The organism is Saccharothrix australiensis (assembly GCF_003634935.1).
GTDB lineage: Bacteria > Actinomycetota > Actinomycetes > Mycobacteriales > Pseudonocardiaceae > Actinosynnema > Actinosynnema australiense.
Genome location: NZ_RBXO01000001.1, coordinates 3,698,617 through 3,722,353 on the forward strand (window position 1 = coordinate 3,698,617; position 23,737 = coordinate 3,722,353).

Genomic DNA, 23,737 nt, shown 5'->3' on the forward strand with positions numbered 1-23,737 from the left:
GGGGAACACCGGGGATGCCCGACCACGTGCCGGTCCTGATCGCGGGCGCGGGGCCCAGCGGCCTGACGCTCGCCGTCGAACTCGCCCGCCGCGGCGTCGACTGCCGGGTCGTCGACAAGGCGGCGGAGCCGTTCCCCGGCTCGCGCGCCAAGGGCCTGCAACCACGCACTCTGGAGGTGCTGGAAGACCTCGGGGTGCTCGACGCCGTGCTCGACGGCGGTGCGCCGTTCCCGGCCTTCCGGATGTACTCGGGGACGAAGATCCTGTGGGAGCGCGGACTGGACGAGGTGCTCGGCACCGAGCTGCCGAGGCGCTCGCCCGACGTGCCGTACCCGCTGCCGTGGCTGATCCCGCAGTGGCGGACGGACGCGATCCTGCGCGGTCGGTTCGAGGAGCTGGGCGGCCGGGTGGAGCGGTCGACCGAGCTCGTCGGGTTCGACCAGGACGACGACGGCGTCGTCGCGACCCTGCGCCACGCCGGGCGGGACGAGCGGGTGCGCGCCGACTACCTCGTCGGCGCGGACGGCGGGCGCAGCTTCGTGCGCAAGCACGCCGGCATCCCGTTCGCGGGCACGACCCACGACACCGAGCGGACGCTGATCGGCGACGTCCGCGCGGACGGGGTGGAGGGGAACTTCTGCCACATGTTCACCGGCGGCGACCTGGCGAAGCGGTTCTCGCTGTGGAACCTGCCCGGCTCCGACCACTTCCAGTTCGTCGCGGCGGTCGACCCCGGCGACGAGCCCGAGCCGGGCCTGGCCGCGGTGCGGCGGATGCTGGACGAGCGGTCCGGCCGCACCGACATCCGGCTGCACGACCTGCGGTGGATCTCGCTGTACCGGATCAACGTCCGCCTGGCCGAGCGGTTCCGGGTCGGCCGGGTGCTCCTGGCGGGCGACGCCGCGCACGTGCACTCGTCGGCAGGCGGCCAGGGGCTGAACACCAGCGTCCAGGACGCGTACAACCTGGGCTGGAAGCTCGCCGCCGTGCTGGGCGGCGCGCCGGACGCCCTGCTGGACAGCTACCACGAGGAGCGGTTCCCGGTGGCGGCGGAGGTGCTCGACGTCAGCACCGCCCTGCACCGCGGCGGGTTCCGGGCGACGACCGCGCCCGCCGGGTCCGCGCCCTCGATCCACCAGCTCGACATCACCTACCGCGGCGGCCCGCTCGCCGTCGACGACCGCGTCGAGCGGGGACGCCTGCACGCCGGTGACCGCGCGCCCGACGCCCCGCTGCGCACCCCGCTCGGCGGCCGGACGCGCCTGTTCGAGGTCTTCCGGGGGCCGCGCTGGACGTCGCTGACCTTCGGGGCCGCGCCGGTCGCCGACCTCGGGCCCGGCGTGCACGCCTGCTCGGTGGCCGCGCGCGGTGGCGACCTCCTCGACACCGACGGGCACGCGGCCCGCGCCTACGACGTGCCCGGGGGAACCCACGTCCTCGTCCGGCCCGACGGCCACGTCGGGCTGATCACCCCCGACGCCGAACGGGTTCGCGGGTACCTGCGCGGGCTGGGGCTCTGACGCGAGGCCGGCAGCCGGCCGCGTGGTGGCCGTGCTCGGCGGTGTCGCGGGCGGGGGCGACGTCGGGACGGGACAGGCCGCCGCGCACAGTCGATCGGGTGACGGGTGTGCGCCGTGCACAGCGCCGGCGGGCACGCGTTCCTACAGTGGCGCTCGCGCCGTTCCGGGCGGCGACGACGCGCGGTCGGTGGGTTGGTCGGTCGGGAGGCATCGTGGTTCGCAGCGCTCGCCACCTGCCGACGCGGACCGCCGGGGTGACGCGGACCGCCGAGCCGGCTCGGCGCGGGCACGTGCGGCGGAGCATGATCGGGGTCCGGTCCCGACCGGTCGCCGCCCCACCGCCCGGCCGGGGCGGCGGCGCGGGCCGGGTGCGGCGGGGTCGAGCGGGAGGCAGTCGGTGCGGATCGGTGTGCGGTTGACGCCCGACCTCGCGCACGGCGCGCTGGTGGACGGCGGCGCGCTGGTCGCGGCGGGTTCCGGCGCGCCGGACGAGCTGCCCGCGCGGCTGGCGGGCGGGCGGCGGGTCGACACCGTCACCTGGGACGTCTCCGCCGTGCTGGACGCCTCGCTCGGGTCGGTGACGGGCCGCGTCGCGGCGGTGCGGGTGCTGCCCGGCGTCACGCGCGCCGCCGCGCTCGACGGGCACCCGTCGGCGCTGGTGCGCGCGCTGGTCGGCTGGCGCGCCCGCGTCACCGGCGGGCACGACCTGTTCGGCGCGGAGCTGGCGCCGCTGGACCTCGACGCGGGCCGGGCCGCCGAGCTGGCCGCCGCGGGCGGCCTGGACACCCTCGCGATCACCGCGACCGGTGCGGTGGGCCGGGCCGACCACGAGCGGGAGGTCGCCGCCAGGGTGCTCGCCCGCCGACCCGGCCTGCGCCTGTGCCTGTCCTGCGAGGTGGGCGGACCCGGCCTGCTGGAGCGGGAGGCGGCCACCGTGCTCAACGCCGCGCTGCTGGACGTCGCCGACGAGCTGGTCGACCGGTGCGCGGCGGCCACCGCCGCCCTGCCGGGCGAGGTGACCTGCGGGTTCGTCACCGGCGAGGGCGGGCGGGTGTCGGCGGAGCGGCTGCGCTCGCTGCCCGTGCTGGGACTGGGCGCGGGCGACGCCGCCCGGCTGTCCGGCGCGGCGGTCCTGGGCGGGGCGGCCGACGCCGCGGTGGTCCTGGTGGGACGGGAGGAGATCGCCGTCGGGCACGTGCGCGACGGCCTGCCGCGGGTGGAACCCGACCTGGCCGGGCCGCACGGCGTGCGGTTGGCCGCGCCCCGGCCGGCGCTGACCGGGTGGCCCGCCGGGGCGGTGGCGGCGGTCGCGGCCGATCTCGCCGGGCACGAGCCGCAACGCGCCGTGGTCGTCGTGCCCGACGACGCCGAGGACGTGGCGGCCGGGTTGCTCGCGGGCGGCGGGTGGACGCCGGTGGTGGTCCGGCCGGCCGCCGACCCCGGCGCGGTCGGCGCGGCGTGCGCACGCGCGGGCGCGTGGCTGGACGTCGTCGCGACCGCCGAGACCGCCGACGAGCTGGACCGGCTGCGCGAGCGGGTCCGGCAGCGGGCGCTGACCGTGGTGGCCACCAGTGGCGCGGCGCCGGGTGAGGAGGCCAGGGTCGTGGAGTCCACCGCCCGGCCGGTGGCCTACCTGCGCAGCGGCGTCTACCGCCTGCACGTCCGGGCGACCGGCGCGTCGTGAGGGGCGCGTCGTGAGGGAGCTGTCGGCCGCCGACCTGCCCGCCCTGCTGGCGGGCAGCGGGTTGTTGAGCGCGTCCAGCGGGTTCGTCGTGGACGGCTGCCTGGACTGGGTCGCGGAGCTGCTGGACCGGCACGGCCCGGTGCCGCTGGTCGACGCGGCGGACCTGCCGCCGGACAGCCCGTGCGCGGCGATCGCCGTGGTGGGTTCGGTGACCGCGCTCGCGGAGCTGCCGCCCGCGGGCGACGAGCCGGAACGCGCCGTGCGGGCGCTGGAGGCCCGGCTCGGGCACGCCCTGCGGGCGGTGCTGCCGCTGGCCGCCGCGACGGTGAACGCGCTGTTCCCCGTCGCCGCCGCCGCGATGACGGGCCTGCCGCTGGTGGACTGCGACGGGATGGGGCGCGTGCTCCCGCTGATCCAGCAGAGCACCTACGCCCTGGCGGGGCTGCCGCTGACGCCGCTGGCCGCGGTGGGCGCGGCGGGCGACGTGGTCGTGGTGGACGCGGTCGGCACCCGCGCCGACCCGCTGCTCCGGGCCGCCGTGAACACCGCGGGCGGCTGGATGCTGTGCGCCCTGAACCCCACCACCGCAGGCCGCCTGCCGGGTGCGGCCATCCCCGGCGCGGTGAGCAGGCTCGTCGACGTCGGCCGCGTCCTGCGCACCGTCGCCGACCACACCGCGATGCTGGACGACCTGGCCCGCGTGCTGGGCGCGAAGCCGCTGGGCGGCGGCCGGGTCGTGGAGCTGTCGCACGACACCCGGCCCGCCGGCTCGGGGCTGCCCGCGAACCCGGTCAGCGTGGCGATCGTGGAGCACGCCGGCGGCGGGCGGTTGATCAGGCTGGAGGCCCGGAACGAGTTCCTGCTGGCCACCGTCGACGGCGCGGTCGCCGCGGCGGTGCCGGACCTGCTGTGCCTGCTGGACCGGCGGGAACGGCGCGTCCTCGACCCCGGCAGCGTCGCCGTGGGCGACCACGTCGACGTGCTGGTGGTGCCGGCCGCCCCGATCTGGCACACGCCCGAAGGTCTGCGGCTCGCGGGTCCCGGCGCGTTCGGCTTCCCGGTCGGGCACCCGCGGCAGGGTGACGGGCGATGAGCGCGCCATCCACCGGGGAACCCCTTGTCGCGCACCGGCTTTCCCGGATCGGTGGACACCGCGGAGGTAGCGCGCCGTGAGCAGCCGCGTCCGGGAAGAGCTGTCCGTGGCCGAGCTGGTCCACTACGGACCCCTGGGCCGGGCCCGCGCCCTGGTCACCGCGGACCTGGACCGCCGGGTGTCGGTGGTGGAGCTGGTCGGCGAGCTGGACCAGGTCCGCCGCTGCCGCCCCCACACCGCCATCGTCCTGCACCACGCGGCGGCCCACGGCGTCTGGGCGGTGGAGTCGGCGCTGCGCCTGGCGTGGGAGCGCGGCGCGTCCTGCGTGGTGGCCCCGGAGGACGTCGGCGTGCCCGCGTCGACCGTGCAGCTCGCGGAACGCCTGCGGGTGGCCCTGTTCACGGTGTCCGACGACCCCGCCCGGTACGCGCTGGACCTGGCGGGCGCGATCGCGAGCCCGTCCGCCGCCCGCGCCGTGCTGACCGCCCGGTGCGCCGAGCTGTTCGGCGAGCGCGGCGGCCTGCGCGGCATCGTCGGCGTCGTCAACGCGGAGGTGCCCGGTGTGTCGGCGGCGCTGCTGGGCACCGACGGCCGGGTGCTGGCGGGGCGGTCCGCCGCCGCCACCGATCCCGTGCTGCGCGTGCCGGTGCCGGGACCGGACGGCCGGCCGTGGGCGGAACTGGTCGCGCGGCTGTCCACCGACTCGCCCGGTCGTGTCGAGGTGGTCCGGACCATCCTGCAACTGGCGAGGGCGCCGCTGGCCGCCGCGGTCGCGCGCAGCCGCCTGGCGCTGGCCGACCGCGTGGCCAAGGACCAGTTGATCCTCGCGGCCCTGCTGCGCGACGAGCCGTCGCCGGAGGCCGAGCAGGCCGCCGCGGACGCGGGCTGGCGGCCGACGGGGAACCACGTGGCCGTGGCGCTGCGGGCGGAGGGCGTGCCCGTCGCGGACGCGACACCGGGCCTGGTCGCGCACTGGCAGGAGACCTTCCACACCCGTCCGCTGATACCCACGGCCGACGGGTGGGTGACGTGGTGGACCGGCGACGAGGTCACGCCGGGGGGAGTGGCCCGCGCGGTGGAGAGGGGTCTGTCCCGCCTGTCCGCGCCCGTCGCACTGGCGGCCGGCGTCGGGCGGGCGGGCCGCGACCTGCCGGGCCTGCGCCGCTCGCTGACCGAGGCGGGGCTGGCCGCCGCCCTGGCGGGCCGCGTCGAGGGCTCCCGCGTCCAGTGCTTCGCCGACCTGGGTCCGCGCGTGGTCCTGGCGTGCCTGCCCGTGGCGGAGGTCGCGGCGGCGGCGGGCGTGGCGCTGCGGGAGGTGGTCGAGTCGCCGGACGGGCGGACGCTGGTGGCGACCATCGCCGCGGTGCTGGACTGCGGCGGGTCGACCGGGCAGGCGGGGGCACGGCTGGGCGTGCACCGGAACACGGTGATCGGCCGCCTGGACCGGTTGCGGGCCAAGGGGATCGACCTCGACGTGCCGGAACGGCGGCTGGCCCTGCACATCGCCTGCTACGCCCTGCTGAACGCGCAGCCGCCCTCCCGGTGACGGGCCGTCGCGGGGGGTCGAGCCGTGTTGCGTCACGGGTACCCGGATCGTGTGCCTCCGGAGCGATGGCCGCCGCCCGGCCGGTCGACTCCTCCGCGCGGTCCAGGTGCTCGGGAGCGGAACCACGGGCGAGTGGGCAGTTGAACTGCCCGAACCGTTGGCATCGGTCGTGGACTACCTCGGGGACGAGCAGGAGTTCGTGCCCACTGCCGAGCTGGTCGAGGCGTTGCAGGTCGAGGCCACCGCGTTCGGCCGGGAGATGGGCGAGCCGGGGTGCCGGCCGGTGCGGCGGTACGTACCCGATGGGGATGGCGTGCGGCGGGTGCGTGGCTACCTCGCGGCGGACATCCGCGCGGCTGTCGACCACGTCGGCGCTGCCGAGGGGTGACCGGGCGGGCCACCCCTCGGCGCGGGGTCACACCCCGTGGACCGCCGCCGCCCGTTCGGGCGTCACGTGCCCGTCGGCGATGTCGGCCCGCACCGCCGCCGGGTCGCGGTCGGCGGGCGGGCCGTAGCCGCCGCCACCGCCCGTGGCGCAGCGGATCGTGTCACCGGCCTTGAGCGCCAGGCCGTTGCACTTCAGCAACCGCCGCTCGTCCGGCCGGCCCTCGTTGATCACGACCTCCGGCGGCGCCGCGTCCGAGCCGCCGAACAGGCCCCAGGCCGGGGTCGTCGAGCGCTCGAACCACAGCGACACCGTGCAGTCCTGCTGGGCCACGTACTCGCGCACGACGCCGTTGCCGCCGCGCCAGCGGCCCGCGCCGCCCGAGTCCGGCCGGATGGCGTACTCGGTGATCCGGAACGGGTAGCGGGTCTCGAACACCTCGATCGGGATGTCCTTCAGCGACCCGTTGACGTTGTTGATCAGCGCGCTCTCGCCGTCCGAGCCCTCCCACGCGCCCCAGCCGCCGAGCGTGGCCTCCAGGCTCACGTAGTCGCGGCCGTGCCGCGCGTCGCGACCGGCCAGCAGCACGATCATCGAGTCGCCGTGGCTCGCGGCGGCCACGCGCTCGGGCATGGCGGGCGCGAGCGCCTTGGCGACCAGGTCGATCAGCAGGCCCAGGTGGGAGAAGTACCACTGGCAGGCGGCCGGCGCCTGCGCCCCGAACACCGAGCCCTCCCGCACCCGCACGGTCATCGGCCGGAACGAGCCGCCGTTGCCCGGCACGTCCGGGCTCACCAGCAGCTTGTACCCCACCCGGCACGCCGACACCGTCTGCGCCGTGCCGCAGTTGACCGGGCCGACCGTCTGGTCGGCCGACTCGGTCACGTCGAACTCCAGGCTCTCCCCGGACACCGTGATCGCCAGCTTCACCGGCACCGGCGTGGCCAGGTCGACGCCGTCGTTGTCCAGGAAGCCCTCGGCCCGGTAGACGCCGTCGGGGATGGCCCGGATCACCTCGCGCTCCAAGCGCTCGGTCTGCGCGAAGATCTCGTCGCGCGCCGCGCGCACCGTCTCCAGGCCCCAGCGCCCCACGATCTCGGCGAGCCGGGCCTGGCCCATCTTGATGGTGGCGATCATGGCGTGCATGTCGCCGCTGGTCGGGTACGGGAAGCGGACGTTGGTGGCGATGGTGTCGATCACCGCGGCCACCTCCCGGCCGCCCTCCACCAGCTTCTGCGGTCCCAGCCGCAGCCCCTCCTGGAAGATGTTCACCGAGTCCATCGACCCGCCGGGGTCCTTGGAGCCCACGTCGATCCAGTGGGCGCGGGTGGCGGTGAAGCCGACCAGCCCGCCGTCCACGAACACGGGACCGAAGATGGTGACGTCGTTGAGGTGCGTGCCGCCCAGGTAGCTGTCGTTGAGGATCCAGACGTCGTCGGGCTGCCACACCTCCCGGCCGAACCGCTGCTCGGTGGCCAGCGTGCAGGTCTCCAGGTTGCCCAGGAAGATCGGCAGGCCCGCGGACTGGCCGAGCACCTGGTGCTCGTCGTCGAGCAGGGCCACCACGCAGTCGCCGCACTCGTAGATGATCGGGGTGTAGGCCGACCGGATGAGGGTCGCGTTCATGTCGTCGGCCGCCGAGGTCAGCGCGTTGCGGATGATCTCGACGACCACCGGGTCGATGCTCATGCCTTCTCCTCGTCACGCACCACCAGCGAGCCGATCGCGTCGATCGACACGGTGAAACCGGGCGGCACCACGGTGGTCGCGGTGCTCTCGACCACGATGGCGGGACCGTCGAACGCGTGGCCGTGCGCGAGGTCGTCGCGGCGGACGACCACGGTGTCCCGCGGCTCGCCGCCGAAGACGACCGGGGCCACGCGGTGCGGGAACTCCCCGGCGCCGGCGGCCAGGCGCTCCGCCTCGGCCCGGCCCAGGTCGCCGAACGCGGTGGTGCGCAGGGTGACGAACTCGATGGGCGCGCCGGGGTTGGCGTGCCCGTAGCGGGCCTCGTGCAGCTGCGCGAACCGCTTCGCGACGACCTCGACGAAGTCCTCGCGGGCGGGCTCGTCCGCGCCGTGCACCGGGACGGTGAGCGTGTACTCCTGCGCCACGTAGCGCACGTCCACCGCGTGCTCGACGCGGCGACCGGACTCCGGCACGCCCTCGTCGGCCAGCGCGCGCAGCCCCTCCTCGGCCAGGGCGGCGAGCCTGCGCGCGGCGTCCGCGCGGTCCAGGTCCTCGTCGACGTGGAAGTACGGCTCGACGAAGTCCTTGCGGATCTCGGTCTGGAGCATCCCCCACGCCGAGAACGCGCCGGGGAACCTCGGCACCACGACCTCCGCGATACCCAGCTCCCGCGCCAGGAACACCGCGTGCATGGGCCCCGCGCCGCCGAACGCCACCAGCGTGAACTCCCGTGGCTCGATGCCGCGCGACACCGTGATGGTGCGGATGGCCTGGGCCATCTTGGCGTTCGCGACGTCGCAGACGCCCTCCGCCATCGCCACGGCGCCCAGCCCGAGCCGCTCCCCGAGCCCGGCCACGGCCCGCTCGGCGGCCTGCACGTCGAGGTCCAGCTCACCGCCCGCGAACCAGTCGGCGTCGATGCGGCCCAGCACCAGGTTCGCGTCGGTGACGGTGGGCTCGACGCCGCCCCGGCCGTAGCAGGCGGGTCCGGGCGCCGCGCCCGCCGACCGGGGGCCGACGCGCAGGCCGCCCGCCTCCTCCCAGCCGACCGAGCCGCCGCCCGCGCCGATGGTGTGGATGTTGACCACGCTCATCAGCATGGGCAGGCCCTCCAGGGACGCCTCCGGGGAGATGTCCGGCTTGCCGTCGACGACGAGGGAGACGTCGAAGGAGGTGCCGCCCATGTCGACGCAGATCATGTTCGGGCGGCCGAGCGCCTCGGCCAGCGCGACACCGCCCACCGCGCCGCCGACCGGGCCGGACAGCAGGGTCTGGAGCGGGCTGCGGCGGGCGGAGGCCGCGCGCAGGATGCCGCCGGAGGACTGCATGACGTGCAGCGGCACCCGCAGCCCGCGCTCGGCGAGGCTCTCCTCCAGCCGGGCGAGGTAGCGGCGGATCACGGGCCCGGTGTACGCCTCCACCACCGCGGACGACGTGCGCTCGTACTCGCGCCACTCCTTGGCGGCCTGGTGCGACAGCGACACCGTCACGTCGCCGCCCAGCTCCTCCTCCAGGATCTGCCGGGTGCGCAGCTCGTGGGCGGGGTTGGCGTAGCTGAACAGGTAGGCGACGGCGATCGCGCCGAACCCCTCGGCGGCGTAGCGCTTCGCCGCGGCGCGTACCGCCTCCTCGTCCAGCGGGACCAGCTCGGCGCCGGTGGCGTCGAACCGCCCGCCGACCTCGACCACGTCGCGCGGCGGCAGCAGCGGCTCGGGCTTGCGGTAGTGCAGGTCGTACAGCCTCGTCCGGGGGCCGCGGGCGATGTGGTAGGTGTCGCCCGCACCGGCCGTGGCCAGCAGCAGGACCTTCACGCCGCGGCGTTCCAGGAACGCGTTGAGCCCCTGGGTCGTGCCGTGGACCATGAACGAGATGTCGCTCGGATCGGGGACCAGCGCGGTCAGGGCGGCGAACACGCCCTCCGTGAGGTCGTGCGGGGTGGTGGACGACTTCGTCGCCCGGTAGCGCCCGGTTTCCTCGTCGTAGGCGACGACATCGGTGAACGTGCCACCGATGTCCATCGAGACCCGGTATCGGCTCATCAGCGCTCCTCTCGGCAGAGGGCCAAGCTAGGAGGGACCGGGTCGAGGCGGCTGTGCGCGGTGACCAGTCCGGGGGCGGCGGGCAGTGCGCCGCGCCCGGTCGGGGGTGTAGCGCCGCACACACCCGGTCCACGCGGAGGCTCCCGCACCGGGGACGACCGAGCGGCGAAGCCGGTCGTGCCGGCCGGTCAGCGTCGCCCGGCAACCTGTGGCCGGCCGCGCTCGTGCGGTGACCGGCGTTCGTGTGGTCGCCCCGACTCGCGCGCCCCGACTCGCGTGCACCCGACTTGCGCGCCCCGACTCGCGCCCCGGCACATGTCGGACGCGCACCCGCGGCGACACCGATGTCGTAGTGCCAGGCGGGCGACGCGCCTTGACCGTCGCGAGCAGCGCTCGTGACGATGGCCGAGCCCCCGACGTCCCAGGGAGAGTCCATGAAAACGGCTCGGAGGTCGCACCCGCTGGTCCTCGCGATGGTGACCTTGCTGCTGGTCGGAGGCGCGACGTCCGCGACCCCCGCCACGCCGCCGCCCTGCTCGCCCGGCACCGGGGTCACCACACCGGACGGCCCGGTCTGCGGCCTCGCGGGCGAACGGGTCACGTCCTGGCTCGGCATACCCTTCGCGCAGCCGCCGGTCGGCGAGCTGCGCTGGCGGCCCCCGGTCCGGGTCGCGCCACGGGCGGACACCTTCGCGGCCACCGAGCAGGGCGACCGGTGCCCGCAGCCCGGCCGGCCCTCGCCGCGGATCTCCGAGGACTGCCTGAACCTCAACGTCCGCGTGCCGCGCGACGCGGGCGACCGGCCGCTCCCGGTCATGGTGCAGATCCACGGCGGCGGCTTCCTGCTGTTCGGCCCCGCCGACGGCAGCCTGCCGGCCGCCAGCGGGCGCGTGATCAGCGTCGAGATCAACTACCGGCTCGGGATCATGGGCTTCCTCGCCGCGGCCCAGTTCGGCCCGCACGCGGGCAACTACGCGTTGCAGGACCAGCAGGAGGCGCTGCGCTGGGTGCGCCGCAACATCGCGGCGTTCGGCGGCGACCCCGGCAACGTCACCATCTACGGCGCGTCGGCCGGCGGGTCGAGCGTGTGCTCGCAGCTCGTGTCGCCCAGCGCGCGGGGGTTGTTCCACAAGGGGATCATCCAGAGCGGCGTCTACAACTCGTTGTTCGGCAACAACACCTCGTGGCAGGCGCAGGACTGCAAGTCACGGTGGCCCACGCAGGGCGAAGCGCACGAGGCGGCGGCGCGGTTCGCCGCGGCGGTCGGCTGCGGCGACGCGCTGGACGTGGCGGTCTGCCTGCGCGCGGTGCCGGTGGACAAGCTGGTGGCGCAGGCCGGGGACGGCCTGTCGCCGGACAGCGGCACCGTCGCGCCGGTCGTGGACGGCCGGACCATACCGGTGGCACCGGCGAAGGCCATCGAGGACGGCCGACTGCACCAGGTGCCCGTGATGACCGGCGTGGCGCGCGACGACGTGCAACTGGACCCCGCCGACACGCCGGAGCGGTACCGCGAGCTGGTCCGGGAGCAGTACGGGCGGCACGCGCCGGAGGTGTTCGCCCGGTACCCGCTGGAACGCTTCCCCGAGCCCTCGGCGTTCCTGGCCTACCGCACGGTCGTCGCCGACTCCAACTCGGTGTGCCCGTCCCTGGTCCTCGCGCGCAGGCTGGCCGAGCACGTGCCGGTGTTCGCCTACCAGGTCGACAACCCGGACTCGCCGCCGGCCTCGTGGCTCGACCGGACCAAGCCCAACGGCGCGTACCACGTGTCGGAGAACGTGTTCCTCTACGCCGCCGGCCACGACCTGTGGAACGCCAACCAGAACGCCTACAGCCGCCAGCTCGTGGCGCAGTGGACGGGGTTCGCCCGCACCGGCGACCCCACCGTGACCGGCACGCCGCTGTGGACCCGGCACACCGCGGACGACCCACGCGTGATGTCGCTGCTGCCGGCGGGGAACAGCGTGATGACCGGTGAGATACCCCGCCAGCACCACTGCGACTTCTGGGACGGGATCGCACCGCGCCCGCGATGAGGGGGACGACGGCGTACCCGCGTCCGCCCGCAGGCGAGTGGCCGGGACCGCGTTCCGCCGTCCCGGCCGGTGACCGGCGGGTGGTCAGGAGGCGGGCATCATCACCTTGTCGATGACGAAGACCGTGGCGTTGGCGGTGGGGATGTTGCCGCACAGGACTTTCGCGCCGTTGACGGTGATGTCGTCACCCGAACCCGAGACCTTCAAGGCATCGCCCTGGACGGTGGTGAGGGTGGCGGCGGACAGGATGCCGTCGCGGTCCATGCGCTGCGGCACGACGTGGTGGGTCAGGATGCCGGTGAGCTTGGGCTTGTCCGCCAGCACGGCGTCGAGCGCCTCCTTGCCCAGGGCCTCGAAGGCGGGGTCGTAGGGCGCGAAGACGGTGTACCCGGCGTCGGCCTTGTTCAGGGTGTCGACGAGGCCGGCGGCCTTGACGGCGGCGACGAGCTTGGTGAGCAACGGGTTGTTGCTCGCGGCGGTGGCGACCGGGTCGTCGACCATGCCGTCCAGGGAGCCTTCGTCGGTGGCCGCCTTGGGCAGACCGGCACAGCCCGCGCCGAACACGTCACCGGTCCTGGTGACGCCGCCGCCCGCCGCCTTCGTCCCGGCGGTGCTCGTGGTGGCGGTCGTGGCGGTGGAGGTGGTCGCGGTGGAGGTGGTCGTGGTGGAGGTGGCCTGCTCACCGCCGCCTCCGCAGGCGGCGGCGAGCAGTGTTGCGGCGAGTACGCCGACCACGGAAGCGAAGCGGGTGCTGCGCATGGTGATTGCTCCTTTGTGGACTGTCGCGGAGGTGTGTGCTCCGGGGGTGTCACCGGTGATTCGGCGCTGCCGTCCGGTCGGATTGGTCGATCCGGGACAGCGGGCGCGCCGACCGGTCAGGGCCGGGCGGTGAAGACGATCGTGTGCCACCCGGTCGCGCCGTCGGGGACCGGTTCGGCGCGGTCGGCGGTCTGGGTGTGCCCGGTCCGGTCCGTCGCCCGGACCTCCAGGGTGTGGGAACCGGCCGGGAGGTCGAGTTCGGCCCGCCACATGCGCCAGGTGTCGACGCCGACCTCCCGGCTCAGGGTCGCCGCCCGCCAGGGGCCGCCGTCGAGGCGCACCTCGACCCGGTCGACGCCCCTGCGCTGCGCCCAGGCGACACCGGCGGCGACGAACCGCCCGGCGGGCACCTGTTGGAAGGCCCGTGGCCGGTCGACGCGCGACATGGTCTTGACCGGCGCGTGCCGTGCCCAGCCGCGTTGGACCCAGTAGGCGTCGAACGCGGCGAAGGTGGTGAGTTCGGCGTCGACCAACCACTTGGTCGCCGAGGCGAACCCGTACAGGCCCGGCACCACCATGCGCACCGGGAACCCGTGCTCGACGGGCAGCGGCTCGCCGTTCATGCCGATCGCGAGCAGCGCGCCGCTGTCGGGTCGCAGGACGGCCTCGACCGGTGTGCCGCAGGTCCAGCCGTCGACGCTGCGGGTGGCGAGCTGGTCCGCGCCCGGCCGGATACCCGCATCGGCGAGGACGTCGTGGAGGCGGACGCCGATGAAGTCGGCGGTGGAGATGTAGGGGCCGCCGACCTCGTTGGACACGCAGCACAGGCTGATCGTCCGCTCCACCAGTTCGCGGTCGAGCAGGTCGTCGTAGGTGAGCACGAGTTCGCGGTCGACCATGCCGTGGACGCGCAACCGCCAGTCCCGGACCCGGACCACGGGCACCGACAGCGCCGTGTCGACCCGGTAGAAGTCCGCGTTCGGGGTGATGAACGCGGGCGTCCCGTCGGCGGCGAAGTCCGCGCCCGGCGGGATGGGCGGCGCACCCACGTCGGGGACGGCGCGCAGGGACCGGCGGGTCGCCTCCACGTCGGCCCGACCGCCGCCGAGGCGCCCGCCGACCGCCGCCGCGCCCGCTCCCAGCGCGACCGCGCCGGAGGCGACCAGGAACCGACGGCGGTCCGCGCCCGCGACCGCCCGCCCGGTGGCGGGTCCGTCCACAGTGGTCTGTTCATGCGCGGCCTTCCCGGCGGGCGGCCCGTTCCGGTGGCGAGGTGCGAGCCGGTGCAGCCACCGGAAGACGGCGACGCCGACGACCAGCCCGGCCGACGGGGCCAGTGCGGCGAACGCGTCGGAGGTGGGCCGGGCGAGCACGGCCGCGACGCCGACCAGGCCGAGCGCCACCGCCACCAGCGTGCCGGGGAGCGGGCCGCGTCGGGACAGCAGCCCCGCGACCACCGCCGCGCCGGCGACGACGGCCGCCATGCCCGCCAGGAGGGCCGCTTTGTCGTGCTCGCCGAAGGCTCGGATCGCGAAGTCCTTCACGGCGTGCGGCGTCAGGTCGACGGCGGTGTCGCCGACGGCGAGGAAGGGCGAGGCGAACGGGTCGGTCAGCGCGGCGACGAGGTGTCCCGCCGCCAGCGCGGCGGCGACCGAGACCAGGCCGACCGCGGTGGCCGACCACCGCGACAGCGGCGCCACCGGCCCGGTTCCCCGCTTGCCGAAGGATGCTTTCACAGCACCTGTTCGGAGCCGGCGCGCCGGTGGATTGCTCACGCCACCCGCAGGACGACGACGGGCGGCGTCGTCGGCCGGTCCGACCCGCCACGCGGTTCGACGGTCAGGCCGACGGCCTCACCGCCGGTGAAACCACCGGCCAGCAGCGGACCCGGCTGCCCGCCCGAGGGCGGGAGCAGCCCCGCCGAGCGCGGCCCGGCGTCGTCGATCAGCCACAGCTGGTAGGCGCGGTCCTCCGGCAGCCGCGCCAAGCCGTGCGCCAGGAACAGCACCTGCCCCTTCGCCGCCGACGCCACCGCGGTCCCCGTGCCGCCACCGGCCACCTCGCCCCGCGCCAGCGCGGCGTCCGGCGCGGCCAGCAGTTCCACGAGCCTGCCCCGGTCGGCTTCGACCTGGCGCAGGGCTTGGAGCTCCCGCTCGAACTGCCGGTCGCCCACCACGCCCTGCACGCCCAGCGTCACCGCCACCGCGACCGCCGCCGCGGCGGCGAGCGACCCCGCGCGGCGCGACCACGCGCGGCGGCGGGGCGGCGCGCCGGCGATCGGCGGCGGCTGCGGGGTGCGGGCGATCGGCGGCGGCTGCGGGGTGCGGGCGGCCTCCGCCAGCACCCGGTCCCGCAGCCCGGCGGGCGGCTCCGCGGCGGTCGGGTCCGCGAGCAGCGCGGTGGTCTCGCGCAGCTCGGCCGTCTCCCGCGCGCAGCCGGAGCAGGCCGCGAGGTGCTCCTCGAACACGAGGCGCTCCGCGTCGGTCACGGCGTCGAGCACGTAGGCGCCGATCAGCGTGTGCGCTTCGGCGCGCGTGGTGTCGTCGGTCACCGGGTCACCCCCAGGCAGTCGCGGAGTCTGATCAGCCCGTCGCGCATCCTGGTCTTGACCGTGCCCAACGGGATGCCCAGCAGGGCGGCGGTCTCCGGGTAGGTGTGGCCCTGGAAGTAGCTGAGCAGGATGGACTCCCGCTGGACGTCGGTCAGCGTCGACAGGCACCGCCGGACCTGCCGCCGCTCGAACCGCGCGGCGACCTGCTCGCTCACCGCGTCGAAGGGCGTCTCGGCGTCGCGCCGGGCGGCGGCGTCCTCCCGCCGGGTCGCGGCACGGGCCGACCGGACGCGGTCCACCGCGCGGTGGTGCGCCATCGTCATCACCCACGCCGGCGCGCTGCCCCGCGCCGGGTCGTAGCGACCGGCCGTGCGCCACACCTCCAGCAGCACCTCCTGCGTGACCTCCTCCGCCTGGGCGTGGTCCCGCACCACCCGCAGGACGAGGCCGAAGACCTTGCCCGCCACGGCGTCGTACAGCCGCTCGAACGCGCCCTCGTCGCCGCGCGCCACCCGCCCGACCAGCTCCTCGGTCGACACGTCGGCCGGGACGTCGGGCACGGCCCGGAGATCGCGCTCGCGGCTGCCCGTCACGTCCCCTCCCCGGTCGACCGCCCTCGACAGGTGTTCGTCGGCACCCTCACCTCCGGATCGACGCGATGCCAGGTCAACCCCACCACGCCGGGGCGCGCGGGGCAGGACGGGCACCCGGCGCGGTGCGCGTCACCCCTGCTTCGGAGCCGGTCGGCGATCGGATTGCCGACCGGCCGGACCTCACCCGTGACGGTGATCGTCGCGAGTGGGCGTTACCCCTCGGCGCCCGCCGGGTAATCCCACGGCGGAAGGGCGCCGGAGGTGAGAGGGGAGTGCCGCGATGGGTCACGGTGACGAGCCCGCGTGCAGAGTCGACGACCTGGTGCTGGACCTCCAGGAGGATCCCTGCTCCATCGCCGGGATGCGCCGACGGGTCGCGGAGGCGATGGGCGACCTGTCCGAGGACGAGTTGTACGACGTGATGCTGGTCGCCACGGAGCTGTTGACCAACGCCTACGACCACGGCGCGGTGCCCCGTCGGATCCGGTTCGTGCGCTCCGAGCGGCCGGGGTGCGTCCGGGTCGAGGTGGACGACACCTCCTCGGACCCGCCGATCCTGGGCCGGTCGACGATCTCCGAGCACCGCGGCCGCGGCCTGGTGATGGTGGACAGCATCGCGCAGGCGTGGGGCACCAAGAGCCGCAAGGTCGGCAAGACCGTGTGGGCCACGATCCCCTGCGAGAAGGTCTGACCCGCGAGCCGGCACCCGCACGCCCTCTCCGGCGGACACCTCGGGTCGCGCAGGGCACCCGAGGCCGTCGTGTCGCACCGGACGTTGAACGTGTTGAACCGCCGTCGATCGCCCGCGGCCGCCGTGCCACCCTGGACGTCACGCGACCGCCGCTGCTCGCGCTGCCACCACCACCCGCGGAGGTGACGGGGTCATGGAACCGCTCGACCCGGAACGGCTCCGCATCGGGGAGGACGGCGCGCCACCGGACGCCGGGCCGCTGCGCGAGCTGGCGCGGCGGATGCGGGGCGAACGCGAGCGGATGCTCGGGCTGCCGTTCAACCTGGACTTCGACCACCGGCCGCTGGCGGACTTCCTGGCCGTGCACGGCAACAACCTCGGCAACCCGCGCACCGCCGCCGACTACCGGATCGACACCAAGCCGTTCGAACTCGCGGTGCTCGACTTCTTCACCCGGCTGGCGGGTGGCGACCCGGCCCGCGTGTCCGGGTACGTCACCACCGGCGGCACCGAGGGCAACCTGTTCGCGGTGTGGGTGGCGCGCGAGCGGTACCCCGACGCCGTGCTGTACGCCTCCGCCGAGGCGCACTACTCGATGCCGAAGGTCGGCGGGCTGCTCCGCGTGCCCTACGTCGAGGTGGCCACCGCGGCGGACGGCAGGATGGACCTCACGGCCCTGGCGCGGGAACTGGCCCGACACCCCGGCCGGGCCGCCGTGGTGACGGCCACGATCGGCACGACCGGGCGCGGCGCGGTCGACGACCTGCCCGGCATCCGCCGCGCGCTGGCCGCAGCGGGCGTCGAGCGGAGCCGGGTGCACTGCGACGCCGCGTTCGGCGGGCTGCTGGCCGAGTTCGGCGACGAGGCGATCCCCTGGAACCTCGCGTCGGGCGCCGACAGCGTCGCCCTGAGCGGGCACAAGGTGATCGGCGCGCCGATGCCCTGCGCCGTGGTGCTCGCGCCGGAGGCCGACGTCGCCACCATCCGGCGGGCGGGCGTCGCGGTCGGCGCGGACGACGACACCGTCACCGGGTCGCGCGACGCCGTGTCGCCGGTCCTGCTCTGGTACGCGCTGCGCGGGCTCGGCAGGCGCGGCATCGCCGAGCGGGTCCGCCACTGCCACCGGGTCGCCGCGCACGCCGTGCGCGCGCTGGCCGCGGCAGGCCGGAACCCGAGCCGGGCCAGGGGCGGGACGATCGTGCGGTTCGCCGCGCCGCCGGAGGCGTTCTGCCGCCGCTGGCACCTGCCGCGCGACGAGGAGCACGCGGCGCTGGTGGTCATGCCGCACGTGACGGAGGAGCACGTGGACCGGCTGTGCCGGGAACTGCGGCAGGCCGGTCGGTAGCGCACCGGTTGCGGTGGGAGGCCGGTCGGTAGCGCACCGGGTGTGGTGGCGGGCCGGTCGGTGGCGCACCAGGTGTGGTGGCGGGCCGGGTGGTAGCGGGCCGGTGTGGCGGCAGGCCGGGTGGTAGCGGGATCGGGCGCGGCGGCGGGATCGGCGCGAGCGGTGGCGGAGGAGCGGGCGCACCCCCGCGCGACCCGTCACCCGCGCCGCACGACGCCGTCCTGCATCACGAAGTCGACCCGGCCCATGACCGCGAGGTCGTCGAGCGGGTTGCCGGGCACCGCCACCAGGTCGGCGACCGCGCCGTGCCGGACGCGCCCCAACTCCGGGCGCTCCAGCAGGTCCGCCGCGACGGACGTGGCCGACCGCAGCGCCCGCTCGGCGTCGACGCCCACCCTGGCCAGGGCCGTGAACTCCCGCCACGTCTGGTCGTAGGGGATCATGCTGGCGTCGGTGCCGAAGGCGAGCAGCACGTCGCTGTCGGCGAGGTGCGCGGCCGACGCGTGGATGGGCTCGGCGAGGTCCCGGAACTTGGTGCGCAGGAAGCCCGGCCGGCTCGCCCAGAACTCGTCGTCGTCGAGCCGGTCGAGGTGGTGGAACAGCACGTGCAGCGTCGGCACCAGGTAGGTGCCGCGCTCGGCGAGCAGCGCGAAGGTGTCGGGGCCCGCCATGTTGGCGTGCTCCACGGAGCGGACGCCCGCGCGGACCGCGCGGCGCACCGCCTCGTCGTTGAACGCGTGCGCGGCGCACCGCAGGCCGAGGTCGGTGGCCGCGGCGACCAGGGCGTCCACCTCCGCCTGCGCGTAGGTCACCGTGGCGGGGCTGTCCACCGGCGAGGAGAAACCGCCGCTGGTGGCGAACTTGATCCAGTCCGCCCCGACCCGGACCTGGCGGCGCACCTGCGCGACCACCTCGGCGGCGCCGTCGGCCACGGTGCCGACCTCGACGCCGAACCGCGTGGTGAGCGCCGGCTCCTTGTCACCGTGCGCGCCACGCGCGGAGATGATGTTCGGCGCGGTGATCAGGCGCGGCCCGGTCACGATCCCCTCCCGGACCGCCTGGCGCAGGTCGACCGTGATGGGGTGGTCGGCGCTGCCGAGGTCGCGCACCGTGGTGAAGCCGCCGTCGAGCAGGGTGCGCAGCGCCGGGAGCGCCCGCAGGGTCTGCTCGCCGATGGAGGAGGTGTTCAGCGACTCGTCCAGCACGTGCACGTGGCAGTCGATCAGCCCCGGCAGCAGGGTGTGCCCCGGCAGGCGCACGGTCACCGCGCCCGGCGGCGTGGGCACGTCGTGGCCGAACGCCTCGACGACCCCGCCGCGCACCAGCACGCGGGCGTCGTCGTGCAGCCGTTCGCCGTCCCACAGGCGGTCCGCGGCGAGGACGACCTCGTCCGGCGCGTCGCCGCGGGGCGCGGTGGTGACGGGCCGCGTGCGCGCCGGCCCGGCTCCGTCACCGGGCGGCGGCAGCGGGCGGTACTCGTCCCGCAGCCAGGCGTCGCCCGGACCGGGGTTGTCCTCCGACGTGGTGCCGCCCAGGCACCGCAGCACGCCCCAGGCCGCGTTGAGCCCCGAGCACAGGGCGCCGTTGAGCCACCCGGTGGACCAGGCCGTGTCGTCGCCGGCCAGGAACAGCGGGTTGGGCGGCTCGCCCGGCACGGCGGGCCGGCCGCCGAAGTCCTTCACGAAGTGGGAGAACAGGTCCCACTGGTAGGGGTACTCGCCGGGCCGGGAGAACCGGCACAGCCCCCGGAAGTTGCGCTCGCGCTCCCAGGAGATGGTGCAGGTGGCGCCGGTGGCGACCTGCCTGCGCAGCTCCTCGGCCAGGTCCGGGTGGATCTCGCCCAGCTCGCGCGTGAACGCGGCCACCCGCTCCTCCAGCGTGGCGCTGCCGACCTTCATGGCGTCCTCGGCCCACGTGAAGCTGAGCACCAGGACCGCGCGCCGGCCGCCCGGTTCCACCGGCTCGCCGTAGTCCAGCGTGTAGGTGGCGCGCGGCAGCCGGTCGGTCAGGGTCGCGCCGTCCAGGCTCGTGCCCTCCCAGAACGGCGTCCGGGTCACCAGGGCGGTCTTGGCCGACTGCCAGTAGCTGAGCCGGCGGATGGCCCGCAGCAGGCGCGGGCCGAAGGGCGGGGGACCGCCAGGGCGCAGCGGGCCGACGCGCACCGCGCTCTCCAGCACGTGCAGCTGCGGGGTGAAGATCACGGCGGGGAACCGGTCCGCGCCGCCGTCCTCGTCGTGGACGACGACGCCCTCGGCGCTGTCCGCCCCCACCTCCAGGGCGGTGACCGCCGGGCGCGGCGCGCCGTCGTTGACCGCGGACAGGCTGGTGAACCGGCCGTCGGGCGCGCTGGTGCGCCGGGTCCAGAACGCGCGGGCCAGCGCGCTGATGCCCTTGCCCATGTGCAGCACGTCCGCGCCCTCGGTGGCCAGCAGCAGGCGCAGGACCTCCAGGAACCCCAGCTCGAAGAAGCAGTCCCAGGCGGCGGTGCCGACACCCGCGGTGCCCAGCAGGCGGGCCTGGTCCCAGGTCAGGCCGGCGCCCTCGGGGTCGAGCAGGAAGCGGTGGAACGTCCAGCGCTCGTAGCGGTCGAGCAGGCCGGCCCACCGCCGTCGCACGGCCGCCAGGTCGCGGTCGGCCACGGCCCGCTGGAGGTCCGCCAAGCCGATGCGCTCCAGCGCGGCCAGCCACGCGGTGTGCGCTTGCCGGAACAGCTCGTCGTGGGGGTAGAGGTCGGTGATGGCGCGCACGGTGCGGGTGACGCCGTCGACGTCGAGGACGGTGCGCGGGGTGACGTCCTCCTGGTACTCGTCGCGGAAGGGCCGCCAGGTCAGGCCGAACTGCTCGGCGTACTGGAGCAGCAGCCGGGCGGAGTCGGGTACGCGCATGCAGCCCAGCTCCACGACCGCGCTGTCGGCGGGCGCCAGCCGCAGGGAGTGCATCCGCCCGCCGAGCCGCCGCCCGCCCGGACCGGCGGGGTCGCGCTCCGCCTCGTACAGGATCGGGACGCACCCGACGCGCAGCAGCTCGTAGGCCGCCGCGAGCCCGCTGCCGCCGGTGCCGATCACGGCGACGCGGGTGCCCAGGGCGCTCGTCGGCAGGCGGCCGATGCGCCGCCCGCCCGCGACGTGGGCGGCGTAGTCGAAGGGGAAGTCGACCTGGAGGTCGGCGGCGGGGGTCACCTGGGCACTCCTCGGTACGGGTCCGGCCGGCGGGTGTCGTGCTCGCGGGCGGTGCTCAACCGGCGGCGGCGAAGTGCCACAGGTCGGCGATCACGGTGTCCATGTGCGGCGCGCTGCGCGGGATCCGCTCGGGGTCCTCGCCGGCGGCCAGCGCGTAGTCGATGACCTCCACGGCGCCGTCCACGACCTCCGGCGGCGCCTCCGCGTACTGCCGGAGGTAGGCGACGACCTCGGCCGGCACGTCCGCGCCGTCGAGCACGTCCACGAGGGCGCCGCACGCCGCGGTCCACAGCACGAAGTCCACCCGCGCGGTCATCGCGGCCTCGCCCGCGCCGGCCTGTAGGCCCAGCCAGGACACCAGTTCCGCCGTCCGCCTCGGCGCGGGCGACAGCGGGGCCCGGCGCATCTCGTCCACGTCCAGGCCGAGCGCCGGCGCCACCTCCTTGACCAGGAAGGTCCTCGCTCGGCGCACCGTGTCGGCCACGAACAGGAACAGCCCGTCGGGCACCTCGTGCCGGAAGCGGACCGACAGCAGCGGGTAGGCGCTGAACTCCACCTCCTGGGTCTGGAACTCCAGCAGCAGCAAGCGGTGCACCTGCTTCGCGTCCAGCCGGCCACCGCGCGCCGCGGCGATGAACTCGTTGTCCTCCACGTGCCTGCGTACGGGGATCTCGTACCGGTTGACGATCGTCCCGGCGTCCATGCGCACCCTCTCCCGGTCGGCCTCGCGGCCCACGACTTCCGCCTCCGAGTCAACGCCTCCGGGCGCGGGCGTGACAGGCTTCCGCGCGGCTGGTGGTGTTGAACCGGTTGAACGCGGCCGGTTCCCGCGTCACCGCTCGGGGCGCGTCACCGCCTGAGCGCGTCACCGCTCGGGGCGCGTCACCGCCTGGAGCGCGTCACCGCCGGGAGTCGCTGCCGCGAGCGCGTCACCGCCGCGAGCGGGGCGCGGTGGCGGCGCGCGTCCGACCGGGCGGTGCGGAGGGCCGGTCCATCAACCGCTCCGCCCGCCGCAGCGCCTGGTGGACCACGGCGTTGGCGCGGAAGGGCTGGAGGCGTCCCCACAGGGAATCCAGGGCCCAGCGCACGCGTCCCGAGCACACCCACGAGCACTCGTCGAGGAAGTGCTGCCAGATCCGGCACGCCTGCTCCGGGTTGCCCCGGCGCAGGTGCAGCTCGGCCAGCTGGTGCGTGGTCAGCAGGCGCGAGCGCCGCTCGGCCTCGGGGCGGTGCCGCAGCGACGCCCGCAGCGCGTCCTCGGCCTGCCGGTGCTCGCCCAGCAGCGCCAGCGCCTGACCCGCCAGGTGCGCCACGTCGGCGCGGTCGGTGCACCCCGGTGGCCGCGACGCGTGGTCCGCCCGCTCCAGGCGTCGTTCCGCCGCGGCCAGCCGGTCCAGGGCCGCGCGCCGGTCGGCGAGCGCGGCGTGCGCGACGGCCGCCTGCCCGAGCAGGACGGCGTGCGTGCCGGGCGGCGCGCACCCGCCCGCGCGGTCCACCGCGGCGTCGGCCAGCCGCGCGGCGTGGCGGTGGTGGCCGAGGAAGCACGCCTGCGCGCTCATGCCGCGCAGCGCCACGGAGTGGCCGACGCTGTCGCCCACCTCGTCGACCAGGTGCAGCGCGGTCCGGAAGTAGTGCTGGGCGAGGTGGTGGTGCAGGTCGTCGAAGCACATGAAGCCGACCAGGTACGTCAGGGCGGAGGCGGCGCTGACCAACTGCTCGCGGACGTCGCCCGCCGGTGCCGGGCGCAGCCGGCCCAGGACGTCGTCGGCCAGGTAGGCGACCAGCGCCGAGCGCGCGTGCCCGCCGCCGAACGCCTGGTCGGCGGCGGCGAAGGCGGCGGTCATGACGGTGAGGGCGGACACCGGGCCGTACTCGGGCCCGCCTGCCGTCGCCGGGGTGCGCGCACCGCCCGACCGCTCCCGCCACGGCGGTACCGCCGACCAGCCGACCTGGAACGGGTGGTCGCGCAGGGCGGCGCGCCGCCGCGGGTCCAGGTCGAGCCCCACCAGGCGGCGCAGCGCCCCGAGGCCGGACGCCGGGTCCTGGACCGCGTCCTCGGCGGCCGGGTCCACCAGACCGGTGTCCGCCGGCGGCACCGGGCGGCGCAGCCGGCGGGACAACGCCTCGGCGGCGAACGCCGGCACCGGTGGCCGTGGTCGCGTGCCCGCCAGCCAGTGCGAGACGCTGGTGCGGTCGTAGTGCAGCCTGGCGCCGGTTTCCGCGGCCACGCGGTTCACCGCCAGGGCGAAGCTGTGGTTGGTCCACCGCGCTTCTCGCAGCAGAGCGCGGAGCAGGTCGTTGGGCGTGCGGTTGCGCGGTCTCACAGCTCCTCCCCGGTCGGGCGCGTGCCACCGGCCGCGACGGGGGCACCGCCCCGGCGCCGTGGTCGGGACGTCGACGGGACGGCGGTCCGCCTCGTCTGCGGCGTCGTGCCCAGTCAAGTGACCCGAAGGGGTTCCCGCCAACGCCCGCCGGGGTGAGGCGGTCGTGCCCGTGGCGAGCCGGTCGGCGCGATCGGCCGGTGGCCGTGCACGCGAGGTGCGCGGTGACGCCGCGATCGTGACCGGATGGCCGGGTTTGCGGTGCGAACACACGAGTCCGGGCGGGCCGCGGCTACGTGCTGTGCG

17 protein-coding genes are annotated in these 23,737 nt (G+C 75.8%); 8 read left to right on the forward strand and 9 right to left on the reverse strand.

Annotated elements, in window-relative coordinates; genetic code table 11:
- Positions 1-14 precede the first annotated feature (14 nt).
- The 5 genes from C8E97_RS16040 (at position 15) to C8E97_RS16060 (ending at position 6,231) form a co-directional block, all read left to right on the forward strand.
- The gene (locus C8E97_RS16040; protein WP_121006353.1) at positions 15-1,520 is read left to right on the forward strand and encodes an FAD-dependent monooxygenase; all 1,506 of its coding nucleotides are present in this window, start codon (positions 15-17) and stop codon (positions 1,518-1,520) included.
- Positions 1,521-1,917: 397 nt separating this feature from the next.
- Positions 1,918-3,204 carry a hydantoinase/oxoprolinase family protein gene (locus C8E97_RS16045; protein WP_121006355.1) on the forward strand — a complete coding sequence of 429 codons (1,287 nt, stop codon included), beginning with the start codon at positions 1,918-1,920 and terminating at the stop codon, positions 3,202-3,204.
- 10 nt (positions 3,205-3,214) lie between these two features.
- A complete protein-coding gene (locus C8E97_RS16050) occupies positions 3,215-4,297 on the forward strand; it encodes an S-methyl thiohydantoin desulfurase family protein (RefSeq protein WP_121006357.1) in 1,083 nt (360 codons plus the stop codon).
- A 76-nt stretch (positions 4,298-4,373) separates the two neighbouring features.
- Positions 4,374-5,843: a PucR family transcriptional regulator gene (locus tag C8E97_RS16055; RefSeq protein WP_121006359.1), complete on the forward strand. Its 1,470-nt coding sequence runs from the start codon at positions 4,374-4,376 to the stop codon at positions 5,841-5,843.
- A 169-nt stretch (positions 5,844-6,012) separates the two neighbouring features.
- The gene (locus C8E97_RS16060; RefSeq protein WP_342776221.1) at positions 6,013-6,231 is read left to right on the forward strand and encodes a hypothetical protein; all 219 of its coding nucleotides are present in this window, start codon (positions 6,013-6,015) and stop codon (positions 6,229-6,231) included.
- Positions 6,232-6,258: 27 nt separating this feature from the next.
- Here C8E97_RS16060 and C8E97_RS16065 read toward each other — a convergent pair whose 3' ends face one another.
- Both C8E97_RS16065 and C8E97_RS16070 read right to left on the reverse strand, forming a co-directional pair.
- A complete protein-coding gene (locus C8E97_RS16065; RefSeq protein WP_121006361.1) occupies positions 6,259-7,917 on the reverse strand; it encodes a hydantoinase B/oxoprolinase family protein in 1,659 nt (552 codons plus the stop codon).
- Positions 7,914-9,956 (reverse strand): hydantoinase/oxoprolinase family protein, encoded by a 2,043-nt coding sequence (locus tag C8E97_RS16070; RefSeq protein WP_121006363.1) that lies wholly within the window; start codon positions 9,954-9,956, stop codon positions 7,914-7,916. The genes C8E97_RS16065 and C8E97_RS16070 overlap by 4 nt, the downstream gene beginning before the upstream one ends.
- 434 nt (positions 9,957-10,390) lie before the next feature.
- Here C8E97_RS16070 and C8E97_RS16075 point away from each other — a divergent pair, with 434 nt between their 5' ends.
- Complete coding sequence (locus C8E97_RS16075; RefSeq protein ID WP_246018921.1) at positions 10,391-11,992, forward strand: carboxylesterase/lipase family protein; 1,602 nt, start codon at positions 10,391-10,393, stop codon at positions 11,990-11,992.
- Positions 11,993-12,076: 84 nt separating this feature from the next.
- On the opposite strand, the gene C8E97_RS16080 is transcribed toward C8E97_RS16075, so the two are convergent.
- The 4 genes from C8E97_RS16080 to sigK all read right to left on the reverse strand — a co-directional run bounded on the left by C8E97_RS16080 (position 12,077) and on the right by sigK (position 15,895).
- Complete coding sequence (locus C8E97_RS16080) at positions 12,077-12,751, reverse strand: fasciclin domain-containing protein (RefSeq protein WP_121006367.1); 675 nt, start codon at positions 12,749-12,751, stop codon at positions 12,077-12,079.
- 116 nt (positions 12,752-12,867) lie between these two features.
- Positions 12,868-14,487 (reverse strand): molybdopterin-dependent oxidoreductase, encoded by a 1,620-nt coding sequence (locus C8E97_RS16085; protein WP_121006369.1) that lies wholly within the window; start codon positions 14,485-14,487, stop codon positions 12,868-12,870.
- A 35-nt stretch (positions 14,488-14,522) separates the two neighbouring features.
- Complete coding sequence (locus tag C8E97_RS16090; protein ID WP_170211878.1) at positions 14,523-15,302, reverse strand: anti-sigma factor; 780 nt, start codon at positions 15,300-15,302, stop codon at positions 14,523-14,525.
- On the reverse strand, positions 15,299-15,895 hold the full coding sequence (gene sigK / locus C8E97_RS16095) for an ECF RNA polymerase sigma factor SigK (protein WP_121006373.1): 597 nt from the start codon (positions 15,893-15,895) through the stop codon (positions 15,299-15,301). The genes C8E97_RS16090 and sigK overlap by 4 nt, the downstream gene beginning before the upstream one ends.
- 280 nt (positions 15,896-16,175) lie before the next feature.
- On the opposite strand from sigK, the gene C8E97_RS16100 reads away from it, so the two are divergent.
- Together C8E97_RS16100 and C8E97_RS16105 are read left to right on the forward strand one after the other, a co-directional pair.
- Entirely contained in the window at positions 16,176-16,586 is a 411-nt protein-coding gene (locus tag C8E97_RS16100) for an ATP-binding protein (RefSeq protein WP_121006375.1), read from the forward strand.
- A gap of 193 nt (positions 16,587-16,779) precedes the next feature.
- Positions 16,780-17,931 carry a histidine decarboxylase gene (locus C8E97_RS16105; RefSeq protein WP_121006377.1) on the forward strand — a complete coding sequence of 384 codons (1,152 nt, stop codon included), beginning with the start codon at positions 16,780-16,782 and terminating at the stop codon, positions 17,929-17,931.
- Positions 17,932-18,128: 197 nt separating this feature from the next.
- Here C8E97_RS16105 and C8E97_RS16110 read toward each other — a convergent pair whose 3' ends face one another.
- The 3 genes from C8E97_RS16110 to C8E97_RS16120 form a co-directional block, all read right to left on the reverse strand.
- The gene (locus C8E97_RS16110; protein WP_121006379.1) at positions 18,129-21,110 is read right to left on the reverse strand and encodes an amidohydrolase family protein; all 2,982 of its coding nucleotides are present in this window, start codon (positions 21,108-21,110) and stop codon (positions 18,129-18,131) included.
- Between the two features lie 55 nt (positions 21,111-21,165).
- The gene (locus tag C8E97_RS16115) at positions 21,166-21,846 is read right to left on the reverse strand and encodes a hypothetical protein (RefSeq protein ID WP_121006381.1); all 681 of its coding nucleotides are present in this window, start codon (positions 21,844-21,846) and stop codon (positions 21,166-21,168) included.
- Positions 21,847-22,039: 193 nt separating this feature from the next.
- Positions 22,040-23,434 carry an NsdA family TPR-like regulatory protein gene (locus C8E97_RS16120; RefSeq protein ID WP_121006383.1) on the reverse strand — a complete coding sequence of 465 codons (1,395 nt, stop codon included), beginning with the start codon at positions 23,432-23,434 and terminating at the stop codon, positions 22,040-22,042.
- Positions 23,435-23,737 lie beyond the last annotated feature (303 nt).